The following is a 24399-nucleotide window of genomic DNA, read 5'->3' as shown; positions in this document are numbered from 1 at the left end:
CTGGTTCGCCCGCCCGTTCGTGTCGCGTAAAACCCTCATCTTAACCGGTTCATTTGCGGCGGAGTTTCAAACATGTAAATCTATGGCGGTCCATGGGAGCGCTCCCGCACGTATCCCACCGACCGACCGGCGCCCCTCGCGCCGACCCAAGGAGCATCATGCAGCGTCCACTCAGGGCCCTCGCCGCGGCCGGTCTTCTGGTCGCCGGCACCGTCGTCGCCGTCGCCCTCGGCGGCAGCGCCTCCGCCGACACCCAGATCTGCGAGCAGTACGGCTCGACCACGGTCGGCGGCCGGTACGTGGTCCAGAACAACCGCTGGGGCACCAGCGCCCAGCAGTGCATCAACGTCACCTCGTCCGGCTTCTCCATCACCCGGGCGGACGGCTCCGCGCCGACCAACGGAGCGCCGGTCTCCTACCCGTCGATCTTCTTCGGCTGCCACTACACCAACTGCTCCCCCGGCACGAACCTGCCGGCCCAGGTCAAGAACATCAGCAGCGCGCCGAGCAGCATCAGCTTCAACTACGTCGGCGGCGCGACCTACGACGCCGCGTACGACATCTGGCTCGACCCGTCGCCCAAGAAGGACGGCGTGAACCAGATGGAGATCATGATCTGGCTCAACCGGCAGGGCTCGATCCAGCCCATCGGCTCCCCCGTCGGCAACACCAACATCGCCGGCCGGAACTGGGAGGTCTGGCGGGGCAGCAACGGCTCCAACAACGTCATCTCGTACGTGTCGTCGTCCGCCGTCTCCAGCTACAGCTTCGACGCGATGGCGTTCATCAACGACACCCGCAACCGGGGCGCGATCACCAACGACTGGTACCTGACCAGCGTCCAGGCCGGCTTCGAGCCGTGGCAGGGCGGCGTCGGGCTGGCGGTCACCTCGTTCTCGCAGAGCGTCAACCTCGGCGGCAACAACCCGCCGCCCACTAACGGGCCGACCACGCCGCCGCCGTCGGGCAACGCCGCCTGCACCGTGACCTACAAGGCCAACACGTGGAACAGCGGCTTCACCGCCGACGTGACGGTCAAGAACACCGGCAACAGCACCATCAACGGCTGGACGATGAACTACAACCTGCCCTCCGGGCAGACGATCACCAGCTCGTGGAACGCCACCGTGACGCAGAGCGGCTCGGCGGTGACCGCGCGGAACCTCAACTACAACGGCACGCTGTCCCCCGGCGCGTCGACCAGCTTCGGCTACCAGGGGAACCTGAACGGCAGCTACTCGTCGCCGAGCAGCTTCACCCTCAACGGCACCACCTGCGCCCGGGGCTGACACCGGGACGTGCGGGGCGCGGTCCGTGCGGACCGCGCCCCGCACCATGTGCCGGCTCAGCCGGCGAGGGCGTCGATGTCGCGCATCTCCTCGGCGGTCAGCGAGAACCCGAACACGTCGGCGTTGGCCCGGATCCGCTCCGGCGTGACCGACTTCGGGATGACCACGATCTCGTGGTCGATGTGCCAGCGCAGCACCACCTGGGCCGGCGAGACGTCGTGCGCCTGGGCGATGCGCACCAGCACCGGGTCGGACAGGTCGCTCGTCGCGAGCGGGCTGTAGCCCTCGAGCGCCACCCCCCGGTCCCGGTGGGCGACGTGCGTCCGCCTGTCGTACTGCGACGGGCTCCAGCGGATCTGGTTGACCGCGGGCGTCTCCTCGGTGGCCTGGATCAGCTCGTCGAGCTGCGCGATCGAGTAGTTGCTCACCCCGACGGCGCGGGCCAGGTTCTCGTCGCGGGCGGCGAGCATCTCCCGCCACAGCGGGATGCTGTCCCCCGGCGCCGACGGCGGCCAGTGCACCAGCCACAGGTCGACATACTCGACACCCAGCGCGGCGAGGCTCGACTCGATGGTCTCCCGCTCCCGGCCCACCCGGTCCGGCGGCAGCTTCGTGGTGATGAAGAGGTCCTCCCGGCGCAGCCCGCTCTCCGCGACCGCGCGCCCGACCTCCTTCTCGTTGCCGTACATCGTGGCGGTGTCCAGGTGCCGGTAACCGGCGTCCAGCGCGGCGAGCACGGCCTGGTAACCGTCCTCGCCGGTGGCCCGCCAGGTGCCGAAACCGAGCAGCGGGATCCGGACGTCGCCCGGGAGCGGGAGGGTGGGTTGGTCGAGGTCCATGCCGACCGTTCTACCCGTGATCGTCGCCGGCATTCCGGCGGGCGGGCCGGGTCTGACGGAGAATGCGGGGATGGCGGACCGGCTGGCGGACTACCGGCGCAAGCGGGACGCCGCGCGTACCCCGGAACCGGTGCCCGAACGGGCCCCGGCCCGGAAGCGGGCCGCGCGGCGCGCCCCCCGCTTCGTCATCCAGCAGCACCACGCCCGCAGCCTGCACTGGGACCTGCGGCTGGAGCACGACGGCGTGCTGGCCTCCTGGGCGGTGCCGCGCGGCCTGCCCCGCGACCCGGGCCGTAACCACCTCGCCGTCCACACCGAGGACCACCCGATGGAATACCTGACGTTCCACGGCGAGATCCCCGCCGGGGAGTACGGCGGCGGGCGGATGACGGTGCACGACACCGGCACCTACCGCGCGGAGAAGTGGCGCGACGACGAGGTGGTCGTGGTGCTGGACGGGCGGCGCACGAAAGGGCGGTACGTCCTGTTCGCCACCGGCGGGCGGGGCCGGGACTGGATGGTCCGGCGCACCGACCCGGCGCCGGCGGGCTGGACACCGATGCCCGAGCTGGTCCGCCCGATGCGACCCGCCGAGGGCCGGCGGCTGCCGCGCGACGCCGACGCCTGGGGGTACGAGCCGCGCTGGGCGGGCGTGCGGGCGATGGCGTACGTCTCCGGCGGCCGACTGCGGCTGCTCGACGGCGACGACGCGGAGATCACCGGGGCGTACCCCTGGTTGCGGACGATGGCCGAGGAGCTGGCACCCACCGAGGTGGTGCTCGACGGCGTGCTGGTGCGCATCGACCCGGCCGGGCGGGTCAAGCCGCCCAGCAAGCGGGACGGCCAGTTCCTCGCCGTCGACCTGCTCTGGCTGGAGGGCGTGACCAGCCTGGACGTGCCGTACGCGCAACGCCGCGAGCTGCTCGACTCGCTGGCGCTCGCCGGCCCGCACTGGCAGACTCCGCCGTGGTTCCCGGGGGTCGGCGCGGACGCCCTGCGGGCCGCCCGTGAGCAGGGGCTACCCGGAGTGGTGGCGAAGCGCCTCGACTCCCCCTACGAGCCGGGCCGGCGCAGCCGGCACTGGCTGAGCATCGACGCGAGCTGAGGACCACCGTGCACCTGACGCACCTGGAGTGCCCGCGCTGCGGACTGGAACACCCCGCCGACAAGTTGCAGAACCTGTGCGGGTGCGGCTCCCCGCTGCTGGCCCGCTACGACCTGGCCACGGTCGCCGCCACGGTGACCCCGGAGCAGTTCGGGCTCCGCCCGGCCGACCTGTGGCGCTACCGGGAGCTGCTGCCGGTGGCCGATCCCCGATTCGTCACCACGCTCGGCGAGGGCTGGACGCCGCTGTGGCACGCCCCGGCGTACGGCCACGAGATCGGGGTCGACGAGCTGATCGTCAAGGACGAGGGGCTGATGCCGACCGGGTCGTTCAAGGCCCGGGGCGCGGCGGTCGGCGTGAGCCGGGCCCGGGAGCTGGGCGTCGAGCGGATCGCCATGCCGACCAACGGCAACGCCGGGGCGGCCTGGGCGACGTACGCGGCCCGGGCCGGCATCGGCGCGACCATCGCCATGCCGTTGGCCGCGCCCACCATCTGCCGGCAGGAGTGCGTCGCCGCCGGGGCCGACCTGCGGCTGGTCGACGGCCTGATCAACGACGCCGGCCGGGAGATCGCCGGGCTGATCGCCGGGTCGAACGGACGGATCTTCGACGCCGGCACACTACGCGAGCCGTACCGGCTCGAAGGCAAGAAGACCATGGGGTACGAGATCGTCGAGCAGCTCGGCTGGCAGGTGCCCGACGTCATCATCTATCCGACCGGTGGCGGTGTCGGGCTGATCGGCATCCACAAGGCGCTGCACGAGCTGCGCGAGCTGGGTTGGGTCTCCGACCGGCTGCCCCGGCTGGTGGCGGTGCAGTCCACCGGCTGCGCGCCGATCGTGCGCGCGTTCGCGGCCGGCGAGGCGCGGGCCACCCCGTGGGCGGACGCGAAGACCGTCGCGTTCGGCATCACCGTGCCCGCTCCGCTCGGCGACGAGCTGGTCCTGAGCGCGCTCCGGGACAGCGCCGGCACCGCGATCGCGGTGGACGACGCGGAGATCCTCACCGACCTGCGCGACTTCGCCGCCCGGGAGGGGCTGCTGCTGTGTCCGGAGGGCGCGGCCTGCCTGACCGCCGCCCGGCACCTGCGCGCCGGCGGCTGGATCCGCCCCGGCGAGCGCGTCGTCGTCCTCAACACCGGCGCCGGGTGTAAGGAGGGGCCCCTTCTTAACGCTTTCGGTAGAGGAGGGGCCCCTTCTTAACACGAGAAAACACGAGCGCGCACGAGCGCGTCAGGACGTCGGCGGCTCGTCCTTGCCCGCCTCCTCGGCGGCGTCCGCCTCCTCCTTCGTCCGGTGCACCGCGCCGTCGGCGTGCTCCGGCGGCCCGTACACGGTGTAGAGCACCAGCGGGTTCGGCCCGGTGTTGACGAAGTTGTGCTTCGTGCCGGACGGCACGACCACCAGGTCGCCGGCGACGACCTCCTGCTTCTCCCCGGCCACCCGCGCCTCGCCGGTGCCGCTGACGAAGGTGAGGATCTGGTCGATGCCCTCGTGCACCTCCTCGCCGATCTCGCCGCCCGGCGGGATGGTCATGATGACCAGCTGCGTGTGCTCCCCGGTCCAGAGCACGCGGCGGAAGTCGGGACTCTTCTCGGCGACGGTCGCGATCGTGAAATGCTCCATGGCCCGGTCATACCCCGTTCGCGTGCCCGCCACGCCGGGAGTGACGGATGGCGGAATTCCCCACGCCGGCCAGGTTTGGATCCGCTCCGGACGGGCAACTGCCGTCGACAGACCGGCGCGGGCTGGGCCGGTCGAGCCAGGTCCCCGCTGACGTACCGCCGTACGGCTGCGACGGTGGGAGACGGCCAGAGCGCGGCGACGCTACGACCTGACGGTCGTGCGGCGCCGTGCGCTCGTTGTGCCGGGTCAGGCGAGCACGGCCAGGTGGAACGGGCGGTCCGCGTGCCCGCTGGCCGCGTGCGTCTCGACGAAGACCGCGTTGGCGATGCCGGCCCGGGGCGCCACCGTGAGCACCCCCTGCTGGGCGAGCCCGCCGCCGGTGGCCGGACCCACCGTGCCGACGTACGCGGCCCGGGCGACGTCCTGGTCGAAGGCGACCTGGTACATCCCGGCGGCGAGCCGGGTGGCCGACGTGGCGCCGAGGCCGCGGACCAGCGTGCCGTTCGCGTCGACCACGGCGAACAGGACGCGGGCGGTCGCCGGCAGTCCGGCCGCCCCGTTCGAGTTGATCTCGGTGTCGACCCGTGCGACCTCCGGCACGCTCGGGGTGGGCTGGCCGGTCGCTCCCCTCCTCGATCTGGGGCTGGACATCGTGGTCCCCTCTCCCACCGGACGCCGGCGGAAGGCGTCCGTGGTGCGCCAGGCGATCAGCGCCGATCACTCTCCTGCTTCCGAAGCTATGCCGGCGCACCACCCACCAACCACTGACAGCACTGTCCGATCAAGGACAGTCAACGGCCGTGAGCTGCGAAAACGTCAGTCGTCCGAGTCTCGGGTCGGCACCTGGCCGCGGCACCGCAGCCGAAGCTCGTACTCCTGACCGCCGCCCACGAAGCGCACCTCGACGTGATCGTCCGGCCCCGCCTCGGCGTCCTTCGTCCGATATCCGGGCGCCGGGGACCAGGTCACCACGCGGACCCCGCCGGGCACGCACTCGGCGAGCACACTGCCGCCGGGCGTCACGAAGTCCCGCCGCGCGCCGGTCGCGGCCGGCGCGCCCGACCGCGGGCCGGCCGTCGTCGCCGCCGGGTTCGCACCGGTCGGGCTCGGCACACCCGGATCGGGTACGGCGAGCGCCCGCGCCACGTCCCGCTCGGTGCGTACCCCACCGGCCGTACCGGTGATGCCCGCGCCCACCAGGTCGACGGCGGCCAACCCGACGAGCGTGGCGGCGACGGTGGTGGCCAACCAGCCCGTGACGGCGAGGAGGGTACGGCGGTCCATGCCCCGAGTGTGCCCCGCGACCGGGTTGGGCGGGTCTCCGGGCGAGGCTAAGGTCCGGTTAAGGAGCCTCGGCGGCGTCCCCGACGGGGGCTACTCTGCCTGCGTGGCGCGCCTGCTGCTCATCGAGGACGACCTGACCATCCGCACTCCGCTGCTGCGCGCCCTACGCGAGTTCGGGCACGCCGTCGCGGCGGCGTCGACCGCCCTGGACGGGCTGCGCGACGCCCTCGACGACCGGCCCGACCTGGTCGTGCTCGACCTCGGCCTGCCCGACCTGGACGGCGGCGAGTTGCTGCGGATGCTGCGCGCGGTAAGCGCGGTGCCGGTCGTGGTGGCGACCGCCCGCGACGACGAGGTCGAGATCGTCCGCCTGCTCGACGCGGGCGCCGACGACTACCTGGTGAAGCCGTTCACCGCCGCCCAACTGGACGCGCGGGTCCGCGCGGTGCTGCGACGCGCCGCGAGTGGCGGCGCGACCGAGACCGCGCTCGTGGTCGGCGGGCTGCGGATCGACAGGCGCGCACGCCAGGTCACGCTCGACGGCGCGCCGGTGGAGCTGACCCCCCGCGAATTCGACCTGTTGCATCATCTGGCCGGCCGGCCCGGGCAGGTCGTCACCAAACGGGAGTTGCTCACCGAGGTCTGGCGGATCCCGTACGGCGGCGCCGACAAGACCGTCGACGTACACCTGTCCTGGTTGCGCCGCAAGCTCGGCGAAAGCGCCCAGGCGCCGCGCTACCTGCACACGGTGCGCGGCGTCGGGGTGCGGCTGGACGTGCCGGGGGGCGACGGGTGAGGGGCCGGTTGACCCTCCTGGTCGCGGCCGTCGGGGTGCTCGTCATGATCGCGTTCCTGGTGCCGCTCGCGGTGCTGGTGCGTACCGTCGCCGCGGACCGCGCGACCGCCCGGGCCACCGCCGACGTGCAGCGCCTGGTCGCGGTCGTCGGCACGGCCGCACCGGAGACCGTCGGGCTGACCGTGGACCAGCTCGCCACCGACACCGGCCGTGAGGTGAGCGTCTACCTCGCCGACGGAACCGTGCTCGGCGCGCGGGCGCCGCGCACCCCGGCGGTCGCGCTGGCCGCCCGGGGGCAGAGCCTGACCGTCGAGTCCGACGCCGGGCGGGAGGTGGTCGTCGCGGTGCAGGGTCGCCCGGAGGGGACCGGCGTCATTCGTACCGTCGTCCCCCCGGCCGAGCTGACCGCCGGCGTGACCCGCGCCTGGCTGGTCCTGGCGCTGCTCGGCGCGTTGCTCGTGCTTGTCGGCCTCGTGGTCGCCGACCGGCTGGCCGGCACCCTGGTCCGGCCGATCTCGGCGCTGTCCGCCGTCTCCCACCGGCTCGCGAACGCCGAACTCGACGCCCGCGTCGAACCGGCCGGGCCGGCCGAGCTGCGGGAGGTCGCCGGCGCGTTGAACCACCTCGCCGAACGGATCCAGGTGCTGCTGCGCGAGGAACGCGAGCAGGTGGCCGACCTGTCGCACCGCTTGCGTACCCCGTTGACAGCGTTGCGGCTGGAGGCCGAGTCGTTGCGGGACCACGACGACGCCGCCCGCCTGACCGCCGCGGTCGACGGCCTGGAACGGGCCGTGACCGGCGTGATCCGGCAGGCCCGGTGGCGCAGCACGGCGGTGGCCGGGGGCAGCTGCGACGCGGCGGCCGTGGTCGGCGAACGGGTGACGTTCTGGTCGGTGCTCGCGGAGGACACCGGCCGGGTCGTGACGCTCGACCTCGCTCCCGGCCCGCTGCCGGTGCGGCTGGGCGGTGACGAGCTGGCCGCCGCCGTGGACGCGCTGCTGGGCAACGTGTTCGCCCACACGCCCGACGGCACCCCGTTCACGGTGCGGCTCACGGCGGAGGATGACGAGGCGGCGCTGACCGTGGCCGACCGCGGCCCGGGGCTGCCGCCCGGCCCGGTGCGGCGGGGGGCCAGCCGGGCCGGGTCGACCGGGCTCGGCCTGGACATCGCCGAGCGGGCCGCCCGCGCGGGCGGCGGCCGGCTGGAGCTGTCGACGAACGCGGGCGGCGGGGCCCGGGTGGTGCTCCGGCTGGACGTCGCGCGTCCGCACTGACCGTCCCGCCGTGTCGCGCTGCGGCTGACTCGTTCCCGCTCCCCCGCCTCTTGAACTCAAGCTCTCCCTAGGCGCCGCTAACTTCATGATCACGCAGGTGGGGGCGGGGGCGGTTATCGAGTGACGGAGCGCGTCGTGCTTCCGGGGTCGGTGAGATCTTGGTGCGGAATGGCCCTTCTAGGGGCGTTTTCATACCAAGTCACCTGGTCTCTTCGGGACGCCGCGCAGGCGTGAAAACGGGCAACCGGCCGCACGGTGGTCTACTCTCCGGCCGGGTCTCGTGCGCGCAAGGGCGGCCGGCGGTCGTTTCGGCCATGATCAACACCAGTTCGGTGAAGTGGTGGCATCGCCGGTGGTCGGATACCCCCACTTCACCGAACTGGCGTCCGGCCGACCGACGTCTCCCGAGCACCGCGGGCATCAAGGCGGCCAAACGGGTGCAAGCTGGGTCAGTTTACCGGTCAGATCTCCAGCGGTCGGGGAGTGGATGATCGACCTCGCGAAGGGGTGTCCTCCGGTCCGCCGCCGGCAGCCCTTAACCCCGCCTTGTCTTTCGGCTAGCGCGACGCTCACCGCCCGGCGCGCATCGTCGACGGCAGGAATCGAGGAAAGGTGGTGACCATGCGACGCACTTCCCTGGTGCTCGCGGCGGCCGGTGGGGTCGCCGTGCTGGCGGTGACCGGCGTGGCGCTCGGCGTGACCGCGGCGGACCGGTCGAGCGGGCGTTCCACACCGGCCGCCGTGACGGTGGCGGACGACCCGGCCCGGGTCGGTGACGACGATTCGGCCGGAACGGCGCCCGGCGACGACAACCCGGCTCGGTCGGCGAACGGGGCCGAGGACGATCCGGCCCGGTCGACGAACAGAGGCGACGACAATCCGGCCCGTGCGGCGACGGCCGACGACGGGTCGGCCCCGGCCGCCACGAGCGGTGAGGACAACCCGGCCCGGCAGGGCCGGGACGACGACGGCACGGGCACCGCCCCGGCGGCCGGCCGCGCGGTGAGCCGGCAGCGGGCCGCCGAGGTGGCGCTGGCCCGTACCGGCGGCGGCCGGGTCACCGAGATCGAGGCGGAGACCGAGCACGGCCGTCCGGCGTGGAGCGTGAAGGTCGTCCGGGACGGATGGCGGCACGAGGTCAAGGTCGACCGGGGCACCGGCGCGGTCCTGGCGGCCGAGCGGCTACGGCCCGACGCCGACGACCGGGGCGGACGCGACGACCACAGCGGACGCGACGACCGGGGCACGGACGACCGGAGCGACGACCACGGCCACGATCACGGCGACGATCGCGACGACGACTGACGTGACGATCGGGGGCCGGAGGGCCGGGGGCCGGGCGCGGAGCGATCTCCGTACCCGGCCCTGCCGTTCTCACTGCAGCGTGCACCGCAGCTCGGACGGCGCCTGGTTGTCGCCGGAGGCGACCAGGCCCCAACTGGTGGAACCGCCGGCCGGTAGGGCGCCGTTCCAGGCCGCGTTCGTGGCGGTCACCCGCGCGCCGGTCTGGGTCGCGGCGGCGTTCCACGCGTTCACCAACCGCTGCCCGCCGGCGAAGACGACCTCACTGCTCCATCCGGTGGCGGCGGACGTGCCGGTGTTGCGCACGGTCACCTCGGCCTGGAAACCGCCCGCCCACGCGCCGGTGACCGTCCAGGTCGCCGCGCACCCCGTACCGGACGGGGGCGTGCCGGTGGGCGTCGGGCTCGGCGAAACCGTCGGGCTGGGCGAGATGGTCGGGCTCGGCGACACGGTCGGGCTGGGCGACACGGTCGGGCTGGGCGACGCGGTCGGCGACCCCGTCGAGCCGTCCGACGTGGTGTAGGCGACCGGCGTGTACGCGGCCGAGCAGGTGCCGCCGCACGAGGACGGCAGCGAGAACCGGTACACCCGGCCGCCGTTGATCAGCTCGCCGGTGACGTCCCGCACCCGGATCTGGAAGTCGGTGCCGTCCGCGCCGAGCACGTACGCCTGACCCATGTCGCTGTTCATGGTGGCGGCCCGCCACACGCCGCCGGACAGGTACTCCACCCCGTGGATGCCGTTGGCCAGGTGGGAGACCGCGATGGCCGGCCAGTAGCGTTGCGCGCCACGCAGGAACGCGATCCGGATGTCGCCGGAGTAGTCGGGCGCCGGCACGAACGACCAGGAGACCCGGCGGTTGTTCCAGTGGTTCGGATAGAGGTCACCGACCGGGACGCCGTCGCGGGCGAAGCGGTTCAGGGAGCCGGTGGACAGGTCCAGGTGGTTGCGGTCGTCCCGGCACCAGGCGTTGCCGTCGCCGCAGGAGTCGGCAACCACCATGGTCAGGGTCGCCCCGTTGTAGCCGTCGGCGACCCAGGATCCGTTGCGGCAGAACGGTTGCCCCGGCGCGCCGTCGTTGGTGCCGGTGCAGCGGTCGCCGATGGTCACCTGGACGAACCGGCCGCAGTTGAGGCCGTTGTTCCACAGCCCGATCCGGTCCGCCTGCGCCGGCGGCAGCGGCCGGACCGGATAGGACGTGTAGTCGCCGGGCATGTCATAGACGTTGAGCGCGACGAAGTCCGGCGCGTCCAGTTCGGACTGCGGCAGGCCGCAGCCGCCGTACGGGGAGCCGAGTCCGTCGAAGTGGGTGGCGTTGCCGGTCACCGGCGCGGGTGGGTCGTCGACCGCGAGCGCGGGCAGTTGACCGGCGACGAGCAACGCGGTCGCGGCGGCGGCCAGGGCCGCGGCGGACCGGAGGCGGGACTGCGGGGTCATGGGTTGGCCTTCCAGGCGGGCCGACCCGTGGCACGGGTCGGCTCAGGAGTGGTGGTTGCCCGTCCTGCCCGGCCGTGCCCGCCCGACCATGCCACCACCGCGACACTCGACGTGTCAATGTCATCCACGCCGTCCGCGCGAGCGGCTGGTGACACAGAGCAATCGAACCGCTACATTGAAGTATGGTCCTCGCACCCGAAGGCCGACCGCCGGACCCGGTCTACCGTCCCGTGCTGTCCGGCCGGCGGGGTGAGTTGGAAGCTCTGACCCACCTCGACGACACCGTCGCCGCGCTGCTCGCACCGGTCGTCGACGTCCTCGCGAACGATCCGGGCACGGTCGACGCACTCGGGCGACTGCCCGCCGGGGTCGTGCCCGCGGTGGACGTGTCGGCGCTGCCGGACGCCCCGGAACACGATCCGGTGCGCTGGGGCGTACCCGTGGTGCCGGTGATCGGCCTCGCGGAGAGTGACCGGCGGCTGGCGGCCCACGGGGCGGCGGCCCGGGCCTGGGCGGGGCGGGCGGTGATCCGGCTGCGCACCGGCCCGGACCGGGTCGGCCCGGATGCCGCCACCACGGCCGTGGAGCGGGTGTGGCGGTCGACCGGGTTGGTGCCGGAGCAGTGTGACCTGCTGCTGGACGCGGGTGACGTGTGCTGCCTGGCCGACGTCCGGATTGCCGAGCCACGGGTGCGGCGCGCGGCCCAGTGGGCCCGCCGGCACGCCTGGCGTTCGGTGACCGTGGCGGCGGGCGGGATGCCGCCGGCGCTGTCCCGACTCCCGACCGACGAGCCGGTTCGCCTGGACCGCTACGACTGGCTGCTCTGGCAGCGCCTGGCCGATCTGCGGCTGGGGTACGGCGACTACGGCGTGGGTTGCGCGGCGCGCGGCGCGGACGCCCCGGGCGACCGGCTGCCGACGCTGCGCTGGACGGCGGGCGGGGCGTGGTGGATCTACCGTTGGTGCCGGCGGGGCGGGCGGGGCGACGAGCGCTTCGCCGACCTGTGCCGCACGCTCGTGGCCGCGCCGCACTGGCCGGCGGCCGGCGCCGGCTTCTCCTGGGGCGACCACGAGGTCCTGCGCCGGGCCCGGCGCGGTGCCGGGGCGGGTTCGGAGTCCTCCTGGATCGCCTGGAGCACGTCGCACCACCTGGCGTACGTGCTGGCCGCGCTGGCCCGGACCGACCGGGAGCCGCGCGGCTCCTGGCGGGCCGACCAGGACATCCTGGAGCGGGGGCGTGCCGGCCGGCCGCAGCGCGGCGGGGAGTCCCGCCGCGCCGGCTGAGTCAGTCCTGCTCGGTGAAACCGAACTGGACGACGCCCTCGTCGTCGACGACCGCGTCGACGGAGGTGTCGTTGAGCAGCTCGGCGGCGTCGGAGTCCAGGAAGATCCGCGCCCCCTCGGTGTCCACCACCTGGTCGCCCTGCACGGGCTGCGGCACCAACTCGATGGAGAGCGAGCCGGCGTCGGTGTCGGCGGCGATACGCAGCCCACCCGCGTCGGCCAGGTCCTGCTGGGCGGCGAGGTCACGGATCACCAGAACGGCGTTGTCGGTCATGGTCAGCATGGCGGAACTCCTCGTGGCTGGTGAGAATTCGCGGGCGACTCGGCCCACGCGGTCGGCTCGCGACCGGCAGAAGCGGACGAAACGCCGTTCGCCGCACGGAAGCGGGGCGGTCGGACCGGCCCCTCACCACCCACGGTGCCCCCTGCCGGTGGATCCGTCAAATAGAGCAACGTGATCGGCCGCGGCCGACGTGAACTGGCGTTTTCCCACCGGCCGGCCGGCCGGTCCATAAGCTCGGGCCATGGACGACCCACGCAGGTACGCCGCCGAGTTCATCGGCTCGCTGCTGCTGATCTTCTTCGGCGTGGGCAGCGCCGTCTTCGCCCGGGTCCAGGGTGGTGTGGTGGTCGTCGCCCTGGCCTTCGGCTTCACCATGCTGGCGCTCGTCTACGCGATGGGACCGCTCTCCGGCAGCCACATCAACCCGGCGGTGACGCTCGGCGTGCTGCTCTCCGGGAAGATCTCCCCGCTGGGCGCGGTGGCGTACTGGATCGCGCAGTTCGCCGGCGCGACGGTGGCCGCGTTCGTGATCTGGGCCCTCACCCGATGGGGTGACGTGGTCGACCAGACCGGCGCGCTCGGCACCAACGGGTACGGCGCGCACATCAACCTGGGTGGCGCCGCCGTGCTGGAGACGGTGCTGACGTTCCTGTTCGTCCTGGTGGTGCTGGTGGTGACCGGTCGCGGCGAACACGCCGCGTTCGCCGGGGTGCCGATCGGTCTCGCCCTGGCCGCCGCACACCTGGTCGGGCTCACCCTGGACGGCACCTCGGTCAACCCGGCGCGGTCGTTCGGCCCGGCCCTGTTCCAGGGCGGCAGCGCGCTGCGCCAGCTCTGGGTGTTCATCGTCTTCCCGCTGCTCGGTGGCGCGCTTGCCGCCCTGGTCGCGCCGCTGGTCCTGCGCCCGGGGGCGGGCGGGCGTGGCGCGGCGGAACGGGTGGTCACTCCACGCCCCTGAGACCGGCGGACCGACGCTCAGGCGCCGGGGCGGTAGGGGTGCGGCTCGGCGGTGGGGTCGCCGCGCTCGACCAGCGCGTCGATCTCGGCGGGCGGCAGCCCGCGCAGTGCGAGCACCCGCCGCCCCCAGCGGTGCAGCCGGCACGGGTACGGGCTGGCGTCGTTGCGGCAGATCGTCCCGCCCGACCAGGTCCGGGGCGCGTGCACCACCACCGCCCGCACGGCGAACTGGACGTCCTCGACCGTCACGTAGGGCGGCAGCGGAATCTCCCGCAACACGCCGCCGTCGGCGGGAGGGCGGGCGGGGGCGACGGGCGCGAGGCGGCTCATCGGTCAAGCCTCCACAAAGGATGGTGGGACGGGACATCGGAAAGGTACGCCGCCCGGCCCGGCCCACGACGGACAAACTGTCCCGGCGCGACGGCCCCGTGTGCGGTCAGCGCAGCGCCACGGCCTGGAGGCTGACGTTGCCACACTGCCCGAGCGACTCCTCCACGGTCCAGCTCACCAGCAGCTTCGCGCCGCGTGGCGCCCGGAACCGGAGGGTGAAGTCGGCGGTGAGCGCGGTGTGCGGGTCCTCCATCCGGATCGTGCTCACCGGGCCACCGGTCACCCGCACGTCGAGCCGGCCGCGGGCCATCCAGAGCCCCGCGTAGAGGTGCACGGTGCGCGGTTGGCCGTTACCGGCCACCGTCAGCCGGAAGCTGCTGCCCCGGTCGCAGGCGTAGACCCCGGACATGGTGCCGCTGTCCGAGGCCACCGGGACGCCGTCCCGCCAGGCGTACTCCTCCGGGTTGTTGCGGTAGCTCACCCGTTTGCCCCGGCCGCCCTCGTCCCGGATCTCGCCGGAGCCGCCCTTCTTGCGGACCGTCCGGTCGGCGCCGAGCAGTCCCCACTGGACCCAGTCGACGGCGCCCACAGCGGTGAGGTCGACCAGGGCAGGCACCTCGGCGCGGCTGACCTCGACGGTCGGTGGGGCCACCGTGGACGGAGGCGCGGTGGACGGTGACGGGCTCGGCGACGGCGTCCGCTGCCGCGGTCGCAGGCCGGGGGTGGCGACCGCGGCGTCGCCCTCGCTCGGCAGCCCGACCCGGCCGGTCGGCGCCACCGGCAGCATCGCGTTCTCCTCGCGCGGCGAGTCGTGCCGCTCGGTGCCGAGGTAGGCCACGAGCGCCGCCAGGCAGAGGAACGCGGCCAGGCCCTCCAGCATCAGCCGCCGCCGGCGCCGCAGCCGGCGCAACGCGGACCGGGTACGCGGGCGGCCCTCTCGGTGCGAGCCGGGGCCGGTTCGCGAACGGTCCTCCTCGCCCACCACACCCTCCGCTTCGTGTCCCGCGGCGACGCCGGAAGCGGCGGAGCGCGACGGGCTTCACGCTGTCACCGGCCGGCCGTTTGCGCCATATGTGAACCGACGGGCGTTTCCAGTTCGTTACCAAGAGGTAGCTGAGCCGGCGGTCAGCTTACCGTGATCGCTTCCAACGACACCCCGTCGTTCTGCCCGCCGGTCACCGAGAGCGCCCGCCAACTGATCAGCAGCCGCTCGCCGCGCGGTGCCCGGAAGTGGACGACGTACTGGTAGAACTGGTCGCCCCGGGCGAGCGCCACCTCCCGGACCGCCGGGTCGCCACCGCCGGAGAGCGAGACGTCGAGCCGCGCCCCGGCCGAGAAGACGCCGACGAACAGGCGTACGGTCCGCAGGTCTCCGCTGCCGGCCACGGCGAGCGTGAACCTCTTCCCGGCGCCGCGTTGGAAGACGCCCGCCCGGGTGCCCTCCTGCCGTGCCACCGGGGTCCCGTCGGTCCAACTGAGACCCGACACCCCCGCGTTGTGTTCCAGCCGCTCGCCGCCCGGGTCCTCGATCTCGCCGGTGCCGCGCTGCTTGCGCTGGACGCTGTCCGCGCCGCTGCCACCCCAGTGCCGCCAGTCCCGCGTGCCGAGCAGGGTGAGCGACACCGACGGCGGCACCGACTGCTGGTCCAGGTTGAGCAGCGGCCCGCCGGGCAGGGCCGGGTCGCCGGTGACCGGCACGACGGTGGGGGGCGCCGCCGTCGGCGGCTGCGTCGAGACCGTCGGCGCCGCGACCGGCGCGGTGCTCCGACGATGCTCCGGCGCCGGTGACCGGGCGGAGTAGGCAAGCGCCACCACCGAGACGGTGAGCGCGGCGGTGGCCAGGAGGACCCGCCGGCGCCGCCGCCGGACCCGGGCCGCGCCGACGCGGGTGGACGCGGTCCCGGACGCCGGCCGGGCCGCGGGCCGGCGACCGCGCGGCAGGCGGCTGGATGCCGCGCGCAGCCGGGTCGCGAGCGGGCCGGTCAGGCCGACGAGCCGTGTCCGGAGGCTCTCCGGGGCGGTGTGCCGGCCGGGTGTCGCCGGTCGCCCGCCGCCGTCCTTGAACGGGTAACCGCCGGCCGGCCGGGGCCGCGCCGGGGCCTCCCGCGAGACGGCCCGACCGGATCCCGGCGTCCGCCGGCCGGGTGCCGGACCGACCACGTCGAGCCCGATCGGAGCCGGCCCGACCAGCGGAGCGTGCCCGGAACCAGGGCCGCTCAGCCCGGACCCGGCACCGCCACTCAGCCCGGACCCGGGGCCGCCACTCAGCCCGCGCCCGGGGTCGCTCGACGCGGCACCGCCGGCCGCCGGGCCGACGAGCGGAGGTCCGATCGGAGAAGGGCCGACGAGCGGGGGTTCGACAAGCGCAGGACCGACGGGCGGAGAGCGGGTCGGCTCGGGTTCGGTCGGCTCGGGTTCGGTCGCGGCGAGGTCCGGATCTCCGGGCAGGCGACGCGGGCCGGCGGGCGGCGGCGGCGTGGCGGGCGGCTCGACCGGCACGTCGGGCAGCCAGCCACCCACCCGGATCCCGGCCTGCGTGATCTCGTCCTCAGCCACCGCCCCTCCCTCGGCTGCCGGAGCCGGCGGCCGTCAACGCGGTCCACCGCAGGGCAGGATGACACACGCCTCGATCTTCGAGAAGTCGTCGGCGCGGGCCAATTTTCCCGACGGCCGGCACCTGCCGCGCGTCGGTCCGGCGAAAACCCTCGCCCCCTCGCCGAGGCGGCGGGCTGCGGACGGCGGACGGCGGGCGGCGGGCGGCGGGCGGCGGACGGCGGGCGCCGAGGCAAGCCGGTGAGGCGACGAGGCGGCAAGCCGGTGAGGCGACGCCGCTGTCCCGGCGAACTCAGCCGACCTGGAAGCCGAGTGCGTGGGCCAGCGCCACGGCCTGCTCGACGTCGACCCGCGCCCCGGCGCGCTCGACAGTGGTCGGGTCGAGCCCGGACAAATCGCTGCCGCGCAGGTCGGCGCGGGTCAGCTTGGCGCCGCGCAGTTGGGCGCCGGACAGGTCGACCCCGGTGAGCACCGCGCCGGTCAGGTCGGCGCCGGACAGGTCGACCTCACGCATCCGCACGTCGGTGATCCGCGCCCCGCGCAGGTCGGCTCCGGGCAGGGCGACGAAGGACCAGTCGCCCCGGTCGACCCGCAGCGGGCGCATGTCGCACCTGTCGAAGCTGCTGCCGACCAGCTTGCAGCCGGTGAACTCGGCCTCGAACAGGTTGCACCGGGTGAACGTGCAGCGGGTGAACGCCGAGTCGGTGTGCCGGGAGGCGTTGAACGCCACGGTGCCGAAGACGCACTCGGTGAAGACGGCGCCTCGGGTGGCCGCCTCGGTGAGGTCGACGTCGAAGAACTCGCACCGCACGAAGTGCCTGTCGACCAACTCTTCGGCGTACCAGTCCTGCTGGCGGTAGGTGGCGTCCTCGACCGGCTCCGGCATGCCGTCGACCCTAGTGCCGGTGGCCGACACTTCCGACCAGGCGTACCGGCGGGTAGGTTCGCTGCGTGAGCGTCGCAGTGAGCACCGATCCCGGCCGTGTCGGCTTCGATCCCGCCCGGTTGGCGCGGATCGACGAGCACTTCGCCCGCTACGTCGACGACGGCCGGCTCGCCGGCTGGCAGATCGTGGTCACCCGCCGCGGCGAGGTCGCCCACTCCACGGCGTACGGGCTGCGCGACCGGGAGGCCGGCACGCCGGTCGAGGCGGACACGCTGTGGCGGATCTACTCGATGACCAAGCCGATCACCTCGGTCGCCGCGATGATGCTCTGGGAGGAGGGCCGGTTCGAGCTGACCGACCCGATCAGCCGCTGGCTGCCGGAGTTCGCCGACGTCCGGGTCTACGACAAGGGTTCGGTGCTCAAGCCGTACACCGTGCCGGCGACCGAGCCGGTGCGGATCTGGCACCTGCTCACCCACACCGCCGGCCTGACGTACGGCTTCGCCCAGGTCTCGGTGGTCGACGGCCTCTACCGGGCGGCCGGTTTCGACCTGGGCGTGCCGGCGGGGGCGGACCTCGCCGCGGCGTCCGCCGGCCTGGCCCGGCTGCCGCTGCTCTTCCAGCCCGGCACGAGCTGGAACTACGGCGTCTCCACCGACGTGCTCGGCCGCCTGGTCGAGGTGGTGTCCGGCCAGTCGCTCGACGCCTTCTTCTCCGAGCGGATCCTCCGTCCGCTCGGGATGACCGACACCAGGTGGTGGGTGGACGCGGCGGACGCCAAGCGGCTGGCCGCGCTCTACACCCCGCACCCGGCGACCGGCCAGGCGGTACGCGCCGACCAGATCGGCCGGGCCGCGCTGGCGGAGCCGGGCTGGCACTCCGGCGGCGGCGGGCTGGTGTCCACGGCCGCCGACTACCACCGTTTCACCCAGTTCCTGCTGCGCGGCGGCGAGCTGGACGGGGTCCGCCTGCTCGGCCCGCGCACGCTGAGCTTCATGACCCGCAACCACCTGCCCGGCAACCGGGACCTCGCCTCGTTCTCGCCGGACGGCTTCGCCGAGACCGTCCTCGACGGGATCGGTTTCGGGCTGGGCTTCGCCGTGGTGCTGGACCCGGTCCCGGCGCGGGTGCCGAGCAGCGTCGGCCAGTACTACTGGGGCGGCATGGCCAGCACCGCGTTCTGGGTGGACCCGGTGGAGGAGGTCACCGCGCTGCTCTTCACCCAGCTCATGCCGTCGAGCGTCTATCCGCTGCGCAGCCAGTTGCGCCAGCTCGTCTATTCGGCGCTCGTCGACTGACCGCCCCCGGCCGGTTCGGCGGAACGGCACCCGGGCGGCGGTCCGCTGCCTAGCCTGTGAGACATGAGCGACATCGTCGTGTTCGGCGCGGGTGGGACGGCGGGCTCCCGGATCGCCGCCGAGGCCGTCGAGCGGGGGCACCGGGTCACCGCGGCGGTCCGCCGGCCGGAGGCGGTCGGCTACCTGCCGCCGGGCGTCCGCACGGTGACCGGCGACGCGACCTCGGCGCGGAGCGTACGCGAGCTGGCCGAGGGCGCGGACGTGCTGGTGGTGGCGATCGGCGGCGGTGAGCGCGAGTTGTGGCGCGACGCCGCCCGGACGCTCGTCGACACGCTGCGCGACCTGCCCGACCCGCCCCGGGTGATCCACGTCGGCGGTGGCGCGACGCTGCTCACTCCGGCGGGCACCCGCTATCTGGACGAACCGGACTTCCCGGCCGACTACCGCGACTCGGCCGAGGGTCAGGCCGACGCCCTGGAGTTCTACCGCTCCAGCGCCGACGGGGTGACCTGGACGTACGTCTCACCGCCACCGCTGGAGTTCCACCCCGGCGAGCGGACCGGGCACTACCGCACCGGCACCGACCACCCGGTGACCGACGCGCAGGGCCGCTCGGTGCTCACCTACGAGGACCTGGCCGTGGCGGTCGTCGACGAGATCGAGAGCCCGAGGTTCGGCAACGCGCGGTTCACCGCCGCGTACTGATCAGTCGGCCAGCCGGGCCGGGAACCCACCGGTGGCGATCGGACCCCAGGACTCGATCGTCACCCGGATCAGCGACTTGCCCTGCGCGACCATGGCGGCCCGGTATTCGTCCCAGTCCGGGTGCTCGCCGGAGATGCTGCGGAAGTAGTCGACCAGCGGCTCCACCGCCGCCGGCAGGTCGAGCACCTCGGCCACGCCGTCGACCTGCACCCACGGGCCGTCCCAGTCGTCGGAGAGCACGCACGCCGAGACGCGCGGGTCGCGGCGGATGTTCGTCACCTTGGCCCGCTCCGGGTAGGTGGAGATGACGAGCCGTCCCTCCGCGTCGACGCCGCAGGAGACCGGCGAGGACTGGGGGCGGCCGTCGGCGCGGGTGGTCATGAGCACGACGCGGTGCCGGGGGCGGAGGAACTCGGTCAGGGCGTCCCGGTCGACCCGGGTGTTGCGCGCGATGCTGCGTGGCATCCCACGGTTCTACCAGGCCGGCGGGCGAATCTCAGCGCGGACGGGCGGCGGCCCGGCGCGGGGAGACCTGCTCGGGCACGCGCGGGCGGGCGGTGGGCCGCCAGGCACGGCCGTTGGCATAGATCACCCGGAAACCGAGGTACGCGGCGAGCGGCGCCCAGTGCGCGGAGCCCATGCGCAGCTCGGCGGCGTTGTGCCGCTGCCCGTTGGCCAGCACGTCGAGCAGCACGGTCTCGAAGGCGGCCGACTCGACCCAGTCCACGTCGCGGGTGAAGCCACAGATCAACGCCGCGCCGGTGACGTCGAGGAAGCCGCGGAGCGTGGCGTCGGAGGCGCGCAGCACCGAGCAGCTGCCGAAGTAGAGACGCCGCCCCTCGCAGCGACCGGCCATCCGCTCGGCCACGTCGGACAGCTCGACCGAGTCCCAGTCGGTGAGGCAGAGCCGGCTCGGCTCGCCGTGCATGGCGAAGAAGCCGACCCGGTGGTCCGCGTACTGCTTCAGCAGCCAGCGGTCGAGGAAGTAGAACAGCTCGTCCCGGGTGGCGGCGTCCTTGTGGATGTAGCGGATCCGGCCCAGCCGTTCGAGCAGTTCGAGTGTGGGCAGGACGGACCCCCGCTCGTTGAGGTCGCGGTGCCACTGCCCCTCGACGCAGAACACGCCGCCACGTGCCAACGCCCACCTCCCCGCGCGAGGGTCGCCGCCCGGGTCGGTCCGGGCCCGGGAGCTGACGTTACCCGCCCCTCCCGCCCTCGCCGAATGAGAACAATTTCCGCTTATCGCCACGAAAGCGCTCACGGGGTGTCACGGTGAGGAGGAATCCACTTTCACACCGGGAGGCTCCTGTGCGCGTCAACACCCTGAAGCGGGCGGCCGTCGCGTTCGCGCTGGCCCTGCCCGGGGCCGCCGTCGCGACCGCCGTCGCCGCGCCGCCGGCCCACGCCGACGGCTGCTACACCTGGCCCCGCACCCTCACCCAGGGACGATCGGGCACCGACGTCCGCGAGCTCCAGATCCGGGTGGCCGGCTGGGCCGGGTACGGCGACATCGTCCACATCGACGGTCAGTACGGCCCGGAGACCGCCGCCGCGGTCAAGCGCTTCCAGGCCGCGTACGGGCTGCGGGTCGACGGCATCGCCGGCCCGCAGACGTACGCCAAGATCTACGCCCTGCAGGACGACGACTGCACGCCGAAGCACTTCAGCTACGCCGAGTTGGACAACGGCTGCGGCAAGGGCGGGTGGAGCGGTGGTCCGCTCTCGTCGTCGGCCACCCGGACGAACGCGCTGCGCACCATGTGGAAGCTGGAGGCGCTGCGCCGCAGCCTCGGCGACAAACCGCTCTACGTCACGAGCGGATTCCGCAGTGTCGCCTGCAACCGGCAGGTCGGCGGCGCCGCCGGCAGCCAGCACCTGTACGGCGACGCGGCCGACCTGACCTCACGCAGCCGGACGCTGTGCGAGGTCGCCCGGTCGGCCCGCGACCAGGGCTTCAGCGGCATCTTCGGACCCGGCTACCCGGACCACGGCGACCACGTGCACGTGGACTCGCGCCGGGAGAACAAGCAGGACGGGCTGGCCAACACCACCGACTGGTCGGCCTCCGACTGCGGGGTCAACTGACAAGGCGGGGCCCCCTATTAACGCCTTTTGTATAGGAGGGGGCCCCGCTTAACACCCCGGTCGAGCGGCGGGGTCAACTCGCCCGGGGCCAGCTCGGGCGAGTGGCGGGTGCCGGCCGGCCGGCGGCGGGACGCGGTCCGGGCCGTACCGGCGGCGCGGCGACTCGCGGGACGGGGCCGCGTGGCGCCTGGCCGGCGACCGGAACGGCGGTGCCCGGCCGGGCCGCCTGACCCACGCCCGGCCGGGCAGTCTGGGGCGAACCCGGTCGGGCCGCCTGCGCGGTGCCGGGTCGGGCAGCCTGGCCGGGGCCCGGTCGGGCCACCTGGCCGGCGCCGGGTCGGGCCGACGGGCCAGCGCCGGGTCGGGCCGACGGGCCGCTCAGCACGAACGGGAACGGCACGTGCACGAACGGGTTGCCGTGCCGGATCAGCGCGTCGATCTGACGCTCGTTGAGACCGTGTGTCTCCAGCACCCGACGCCCCCAACGGTGCAACCGGCACGGGAACGCCGCCCCGTCGTTGCGGCACTTCGGCCCCGCGGGCCATTCCTCGGCGGCGTGCACCACCACCGCCCGCACCGCGAGGCGGACGTCCTCGGGGGTCAACGACGCCGGTACCGGCACGTCGCCCAGGATCTGGTCGATGGGATCCCTCGACTGCTCACCAACTCGCACGGCAGGCCTCCCGCAGCTCGGCAGCGGTGCGGCGGACCGGCCGCACCACATCCTCGCCCACTGGTACGGCCGGACACCGGCGACAGTTCAATCGCGCCCCGCGGTGAGCAGTTCCTCGGGCCCGAGCACCATCACCGCGGACGAGGTCGGCCTCTGGGATCGTTCGTACCGGTCGCAGATCTTGGAAGCTCCCGGCCCCTCAAGGGGCACTTTCCTTCCAAGATCTCCACCCGACCACGCCGATCATGATGTTAGCGGTGACGAAACGGACAAACGGTGCCGCCAACTTCATGATCAACCCGGCAGCGGGGGTGGGACGGGGGTGCGGGTGGGGGTGCGGGTGGGGGTGCGGGTGGGGGTGCGGGTGGGGGTGCGGGTGGGGGTGCGGGTGGGGGTGCGGGTGGGGGTGCGGGTGGGGGTGCGGGTGGGGGTGCGGGTGGGGGTGCGGGTGGGGTCATAGCAGGTTGGCGTCCTGCACCAGCAGCGCCACCTGCACGCGGTTGTTCAGGTCGAGCTTGGCGAGCAGCCGGGAGACGTACGCCTTCACCGTCGCCACGCTCATGAACAGCTCGGCGGAGATCTCCGCGTTGGTCCGCCCCCGGCCCAGCAGCAGTGCGACCTCCCGTTCCCGCTCGGACAACCCGTCCAGCAGCCGCATCGCCCGATCCCGTTTGGGATCCGGGCCCGGTGCCGGCGCGGCGCCGGTGACGTGCGCGATCAGCTTGCGGGTCACCGCCGGAGACAGCGTCGCCTCCCCCGCCGCGACCCGGCGCACCGCCGCCACGATCTCGGCCGGCGGGGTGTCCTTGAGCAGGAAACCGCTCGCCCCGGCCCGCAACGCCCGCAGCACCTGCTCGTCGGCGTCGAACGTGGTCAGCACCAGCACCTCGGGCGGGTCCGCCGCTGCCCGCAGCGCCTCGGTCGCGATCAGCCCGTCCACCCGGGGCATCCGGATGTCCATCAGCACCACATCCGGGGCGTGCGCGGCGACCGCCGCGGGCACCTCCGAGCCGTCGGCGGCCTCGCCCACCACGACCAGGTCGGGAACGCCGCCGAGGATCATCGACAGCGCACCCCGGACCAGCGGATCGTCATCGACGATCAACACCCGCACCGGACTCATGAGGGGATCGTCCAGGGCAGCCAGGCGGTCAGCCGGAAGTTGCCGTCGGAGTCCCGTCCGTGGTCGAGCCGGCCGCCGGCCAGGGTGACGCGCTCGGCGACCCCGACCAGCCCGGTACCGGTGCCGGGGATCGACGTGACCGGCCCGCCGACCGGCCACGGGTTGCTGATCTCGACCGCGAGCCCGTCGCCGGGAGCGCCGGACAGCCGGACCGTCACCACCGCGCCCGGCGCGTGCTTGCGGGCGTTGGTCAGCCCCTCCTGCACGATCCGGTACGCGCTGCGCCCGATCGCCACCGGCACCGCGGCCGGTTCGGTCACCTCGTCGACCACGCTGACGCGTACCCCGGCGTCACGACTTTCGGCGACCAGCGCGGGCACGTCGCCGAGCGTCGGCTGCGGCCGTTCCGGGGTGGCCTCGGCACGCACCTCGGTCCGCAGCACCCCGATAACCTCGCGCAGGTCCTGCAGGGCGGCGTGCGCGCTGGCGCGGATCACACCGGCCGCCCGGGCGACCTCCTCCGGGGGCGCGTCCGGGCGGAACTCCAGCGCCCCGGCGTGCAGGCTGAGCAGCGAGATCCGGTGGGCGAGCACGTCGTGCATCTCCCGGGCGATCCGGCCGCGTTCGAGCCGGCGGGCCTGGTCGAGCCGGAGCTGCTGCTCGGCCTCGGCCCGCTCGGCGCGGTCGCGCAGCGACACCACCAACTGGCGGCGGGCCCGGACGAACAGCGCCCAGGCCACCGCGACGCCGATGAACAGTGCGGTCCAGGCCACGGCAGCCCAGGGCGGCAGCGCCGGGGAGGGGCGTAGCGTCTCGTAGGGCAGCGCGGTGACCACGTTCCAGCCGACGAGCGCCAGCCCGATCGGCAGCGGCCGGTGCACCAGCACGGTGAACAGCACGACCAGCAGCACCACGCCGGCGGTGATCGAGAAGAGCGTCAGCGGCGCGGTGGCCACCGCCAGCCCCACCGGCCAGCGGCGGCGCAGCCAGAGCCCGCCGGTGGCCAGCAGGCCGGCGACCAGGTCCACCCCGATCAGCCAGTCCGGCCCGGCGTTCAACGCGAAGTCCGGGCTGCCGCTGACCGCGTCCTCGTGGGCGATGAGCACCCAGCCCAGCGAGATCAGGAACAGCAGGCCGTCGACGAACCAGTCCCGCGGGGTCCGGCGGGCGGACCGGGCGGGCACCAGGGAGCCCGGCAGGAGCCAGGGATGATCGGGTGCGACGGCGCTGCTCACCTGCCCAATGCTAGGGAGCCGACCGGACCGGCGCCCA

General features: G+C 73.9%; 27 protein-coding genes. 12 read left to right on the top strand and 15 right to left on the bottom strand.

All coding sequences use genetic code 11. The annotated features are described in order from the left end of the window. Positions 1-158 precede the first annotated feature (158 nt). Positions 159-1289 (top strand): cellulose binding domain-containing protein, encoded by a 1131-nt coding sequence (locus O7613_RS00985; RefSeq protein ID WP_281584673.1) that lies wholly within the window; start codon positions 159-161, stop codon positions 1287-1289. 56 nt (positions 1290-1345) lie between these two features. Here O7613_RS00985 and O7613_RS00980 read toward each other — a convergent pair whose 3' ends face one another. Continuing rightward, complete coding sequence (locus tag O7613_RS00980) at positions 1346-2128, bottom strand: aldo/keto reductase (RefSeq protein WP_282291497.1); 783 nt, start codon at positions 2126-2128, stop codon at positions 1346-1348. A 70-nt stretch (positions 2129-2198) separates the two neighbouring features. On the opposite strand from O7613_RS00980, the gene O7613_RS00975 reads away from it, so the two are divergent. Further along, positions 2199-3233 (top strand): DNA polymerase ligase N-terminal domain-containing protein, encoded by a 1035-nt coding sequence (locus O7613_RS00975; RefSeq protein ID WP_282291495.1) that lies wholly within the window; start codon positions 2199-2201, stop codon positions 3231-3233. Positions 3234-3241: 8 nt separating this feature from the next. Beyond that, positions 3242-4435, top strand: a complete 1194-nt coding sequence (locus O7613_RS00970) for a threonine synthase (RefSeq protein WP_282291493.1) — start codon at positions 3242-3244, stop codon at positions 4433-4435. 30 nt (positions 4436-4465) lie between these two features. Here O7613_RS00970 and O7613_RS00965 read toward each other — a convergent pair whose 3' ends face one another. The 3 genes from O7613_RS00965 to O7613_RS00955 all read right to left on the bottom strand — a co-directional run bounded on the left by O7613_RS00965 (position 4466) and on the right by O7613_RS00955 (position 6142). After that, the gene (locus O7613_RS00965; protein ID WP_281584677.1) at positions 4466-4858 is read right to left on the bottom strand and encodes a cupin domain-containing protein; all 393 of its coding nucleotides are present in this window, start codon (positions 4856-4858) and stop codon (positions 4466-4468) included. 246 nt (positions 4859-5104) lie between these two features. Beyond that, positions 5105-5509 carry a hypothetical protein gene (locus O7613_RS00960; protein WP_281584678.1) on the bottom strand — a complete coding sequence of 135 codons (405 nt, stop codon included), beginning with the start codon at positions 5507-5509 and terminating at the stop codon, positions 5105-5107. Between the two features lie 165 nt (positions 5510-5674). Then, positions 5675-6142, bottom strand: coding sequence for a septum formation initiator (locus tag O7613_RS00955; RefSeq protein ID WP_281584679.1), 468 nt, complete (start codon positions 6140-6142; stop codon positions 5675-5677). 103 nt (positions 6143-6245) lie between these two features. Between O7613_RS00955 and O7613_RS00950 the strand changes: the two genes are divergently transcribed. From O7613_RS00950 to O7613_RS00940, 3 genes are all read left to right on the top strand, one after another. Beyond that, positions 6246-6938 (top strand): response regulator transcription factor, encoded by a 693-nt coding sequence (locus O7613_RS00950; protein WP_282291491.1) that lies wholly within the window; start codon positions 6246-6248, stop codon positions 6936-6938. Next, entirely contained in the window at positions 6935-8212 is a 1278-nt protein-coding gene (locus O7613_RS00945) for a HAMP domain-containing sensor histidine kinase (RefSeq protein ID WP_282291489.1), read from the top strand. The genes O7613_RS00950 and O7613_RS00945 overlap by 4 nt, the downstream gene beginning before the upstream one ends. A 621-nt stretch (positions 8213-8833) precedes the next feature. Further along, the gene (locus O7613_RS00940; protein ID WP_282291487.1) at positions 8834-9517 is read left to right on the top strand and encodes a PepSY domain-containing protein; all 684 of its coding nucleotides are present in this window, start codon (positions 8834-8836) and stop codon (positions 9515-9517) included. Positions 9518-9586: 69 nt separating this feature from the next. Here O7613_RS00940 and O7613_RS00935 read toward each other — a convergent pair whose 3' ends face one another. Beyond that, positions 9587-10951 carry a cellulose binding domain-containing protein gene (locus O7613_RS00935; RefSeq protein WP_282291485.1) on the bottom strand — a complete coding sequence of 455 codons (1365 nt, stop codon included), beginning with the start codon at positions 10949-10951 and terminating at the stop codon, positions 9587-9589. A 182-nt stretch (positions 10952-11133) separates the two neighbouring features. Between O7613_RS00935 and O7613_RS00930 the strand changes: the two genes are divergently transcribed. Beyond that, positions 11134-12234 (top strand): hypothetical protein, encoded by a 1101-nt coding sequence (locus tag O7613_RS00930; protein WP_282291484.1) that lies wholly within the window; start codon positions 11134-11136, stop codon positions 12232-12234. A 1-nt stretch (position 12235) separates the two neighbouring features. On the opposite strand, the gene O7613_RS00925 is transcribed toward O7613_RS00930, so the two are convergent. Beyond that, the gene (locus O7613_RS00925) at positions 12236-12517 is read right to left on the bottom strand and encodes an iron-sulfur cluster biosynthesis family protein (protein ID WP_281584685.1); all 282 of its coding nucleotides are present in this window, start codon (positions 12515-12517) and stop codon (positions 12236-12238) included. Between the two features lie 241 nt (positions 12518-12758). Between O7613_RS00925 and O7613_RS00920 the strand changes: the two genes are divergently transcribed. After that, positions 12759-13475, top strand: coding sequence for an aquaporin (locus O7613_RS00920; RefSeq protein ID WP_281584686.1), 717 nt, complete (start codon positions 12759-12761; stop codon positions 13473-13475). A gap of 17 nt (positions 13476-13492) precedes the next feature. On the opposite strand, the gene O7613_RS00915 is transcribed toward O7613_RS00920, so the two are convergent. From O7613_RS00915 to O7613_RS00900, 4 genes are all read right to left on the bottom strand, one after another. Further along, positions 13493-13804 (bottom strand): hypothetical protein, encoded by a 312-nt coding sequence (locus O7613_RS00915; protein WP_281584687.1) that lies wholly within the window; start codon positions 13802-13804, stop codon positions 13493-13495. 106 nt (positions 13805-13910) lie between these two features. Beyond that, positions 13911-14786 (bottom strand): hypothetical protein, encoded by an 876-nt coding sequence (locus O7613_RS00910; protein WP_281584688.1) that lies wholly within the window; start codon positions 14784-14786, stop codon positions 13911-13913. A gap of 143 nt (positions 14787-14929) precedes the next feature. Further along, a complete protein-coding gene (locus O7613_RS00905) occupies positions 14930-16360 on the bottom strand; it encodes a hypothetical protein (RefSeq protein ID WP_282291483.1) in 1431 nt (476 codons plus the stop codon). 289 nt (positions 16361-16649) lie between these two features. Further along, positions 16650-17243, bottom strand: a complete 594-nt coding sequence (locus O7613_RS00900; RefSeq protein WP_281584690.1) for a pentapeptide repeat-containing protein — start codon at positions 17241-17243, stop codon at positions 16650-16652. Between the two features lie 65 nt (positions 17244-17308). Between O7613_RS00900 and O7613_RS00895 the strand changes: the two genes are divergently transcribed. Further along, positions 17309-18541: a serine hydrolase domain-containing protein gene (locus O7613_RS00895; RefSeq protein WP_281584691.1), complete on the top strand. Its 1233-nt coding sequence runs from the start codon at positions 17309-17311 to the stop codon at positions 18539-18541. A 63-nt stretch (positions 18542-18604) separates the two neighbouring features. Continuing rightward, positions 18605-19246 carry an NAD(P)H-binding protein gene (locus O7613_RS00890; protein ID WP_281584692.1) on the top strand — a complete coding sequence of 214 codons (642 nt, stop codon included), beginning with the start codon at positions 18605-18607 and terminating at the stop codon, positions 19244-19246. On the opposite strand, the gene O7613_RS00885 is transcribed toward O7613_RS00890, so the two are convergent. Continuing rightward, the gene (locus O7613_RS00885) at positions 19247-19711 is read right to left on the bottom strand and encodes a PPOX class F420-dependent oxidoreductase (protein ID WP_281584693.1); all 465 of its coding nucleotides are present in this window, start codon (positions 19709-19711) and stop codon (positions 19247-19249) included. Between the two features lie 31 nt (positions 19712-19742). Beyond that, positions 19743-20384 carry a hypothetical protein gene (locus O7613_RS00880; RefSeq protein ID WP_281584694.1) on the bottom strand — a complete coding sequence of 214 codons (642 nt, stop codon included), beginning with the start codon at positions 20382-20384 and terminating at the stop codon, positions 19743-19745. A 170-nt stretch (positions 20385-20554) separates the two neighbouring features. Here O7613_RS00880 and O7613_RS00875 point away from each other — a divergent pair, with 170 nt between their 5' ends. After that, positions 20555-21331, top strand: a complete 777-nt coding sequence (locus O7613_RS00875; protein ID WP_282291479.1) for a D-Ala-D-Ala carboxypeptidase family metallohydrolase — start codon at positions 20555-20557, stop codon at positions 21329-21331. Positions 21332-21404: 73 nt separating this feature from the next. Here the strand turns inward: O7613_RS00875 and O7613_RS00870 are convergent, their stop codons facing one another. Then, positions 21405-22004 (bottom strand): hypothetical protein, encoded by a 600-nt coding sequence (locus O7613_RS00870; protein WP_282291477.1) that lies wholly within the window; start codon positions 22002-22004, stop codon positions 21405-21407. A 322-nt stretch (positions 22005-22326) separates the two neighbouring features. Here O7613_RS00870 and O7613_RS00865 point away from each other — a divergent pair, with 322 nt between their 5' ends. Beyond that, complete coding sequence (locus tag O7613_RS00865) at positions 22327-22464, top strand: hypothetical protein (RefSeq protein ID WP_282291475.1); 138 nt, start codon at positions 22327-22329, stop codon at positions 22462-22464. Here O7613_RS00865 and O7613_RS00860 read toward each other — a convergent pair. Together O7613_RS00860 and O7613_RS00855 are read right to left on the bottom strand one after the other, a co-directional pair. Continuing rightward, the gene (locus O7613_RS00860; protein WP_281584697.1) at positions 22459-23127 is read right to left on the bottom strand and encodes a response regulator transcription factor; all 669 of its coding nucleotides are present in this window, start codon (positions 23125-23127) and stop codon (positions 22459-22461) included. The two genes, O7613_RS00865 and O7613_RS00860, sit on opposite strands and share 6 nt — an antisense overlap. Next, on the bottom strand, positions 23124-24362 hold the full coding sequence (locus O7613_RS00855; protein ID WP_282291473.1) for a histidine kinase: 1239 nt from the start codon (positions 24360-24362) through the stop codon (positions 23124-23126). Before O7613_RS00855 ends, O7613_RS00860 begins: the two co-directional genes overlap by 4 nt. Positions 24363-24399: the final 37 nt, after the last annotated feature.

Origin of the sequence: Micromonospora sp. WMMD975 (genome assembly GCF_029581215.1) — a bacterium.
GTDB lineage: Bacteria > Actinomycetota > Actinomycetes > Mycobacteriales > Micromonosporaceae > Micromonospora.
Note: the sequence above shows the minus strand (reverse complement) of the source record. Positions and strands in the feature narration are given on the sequence as shown.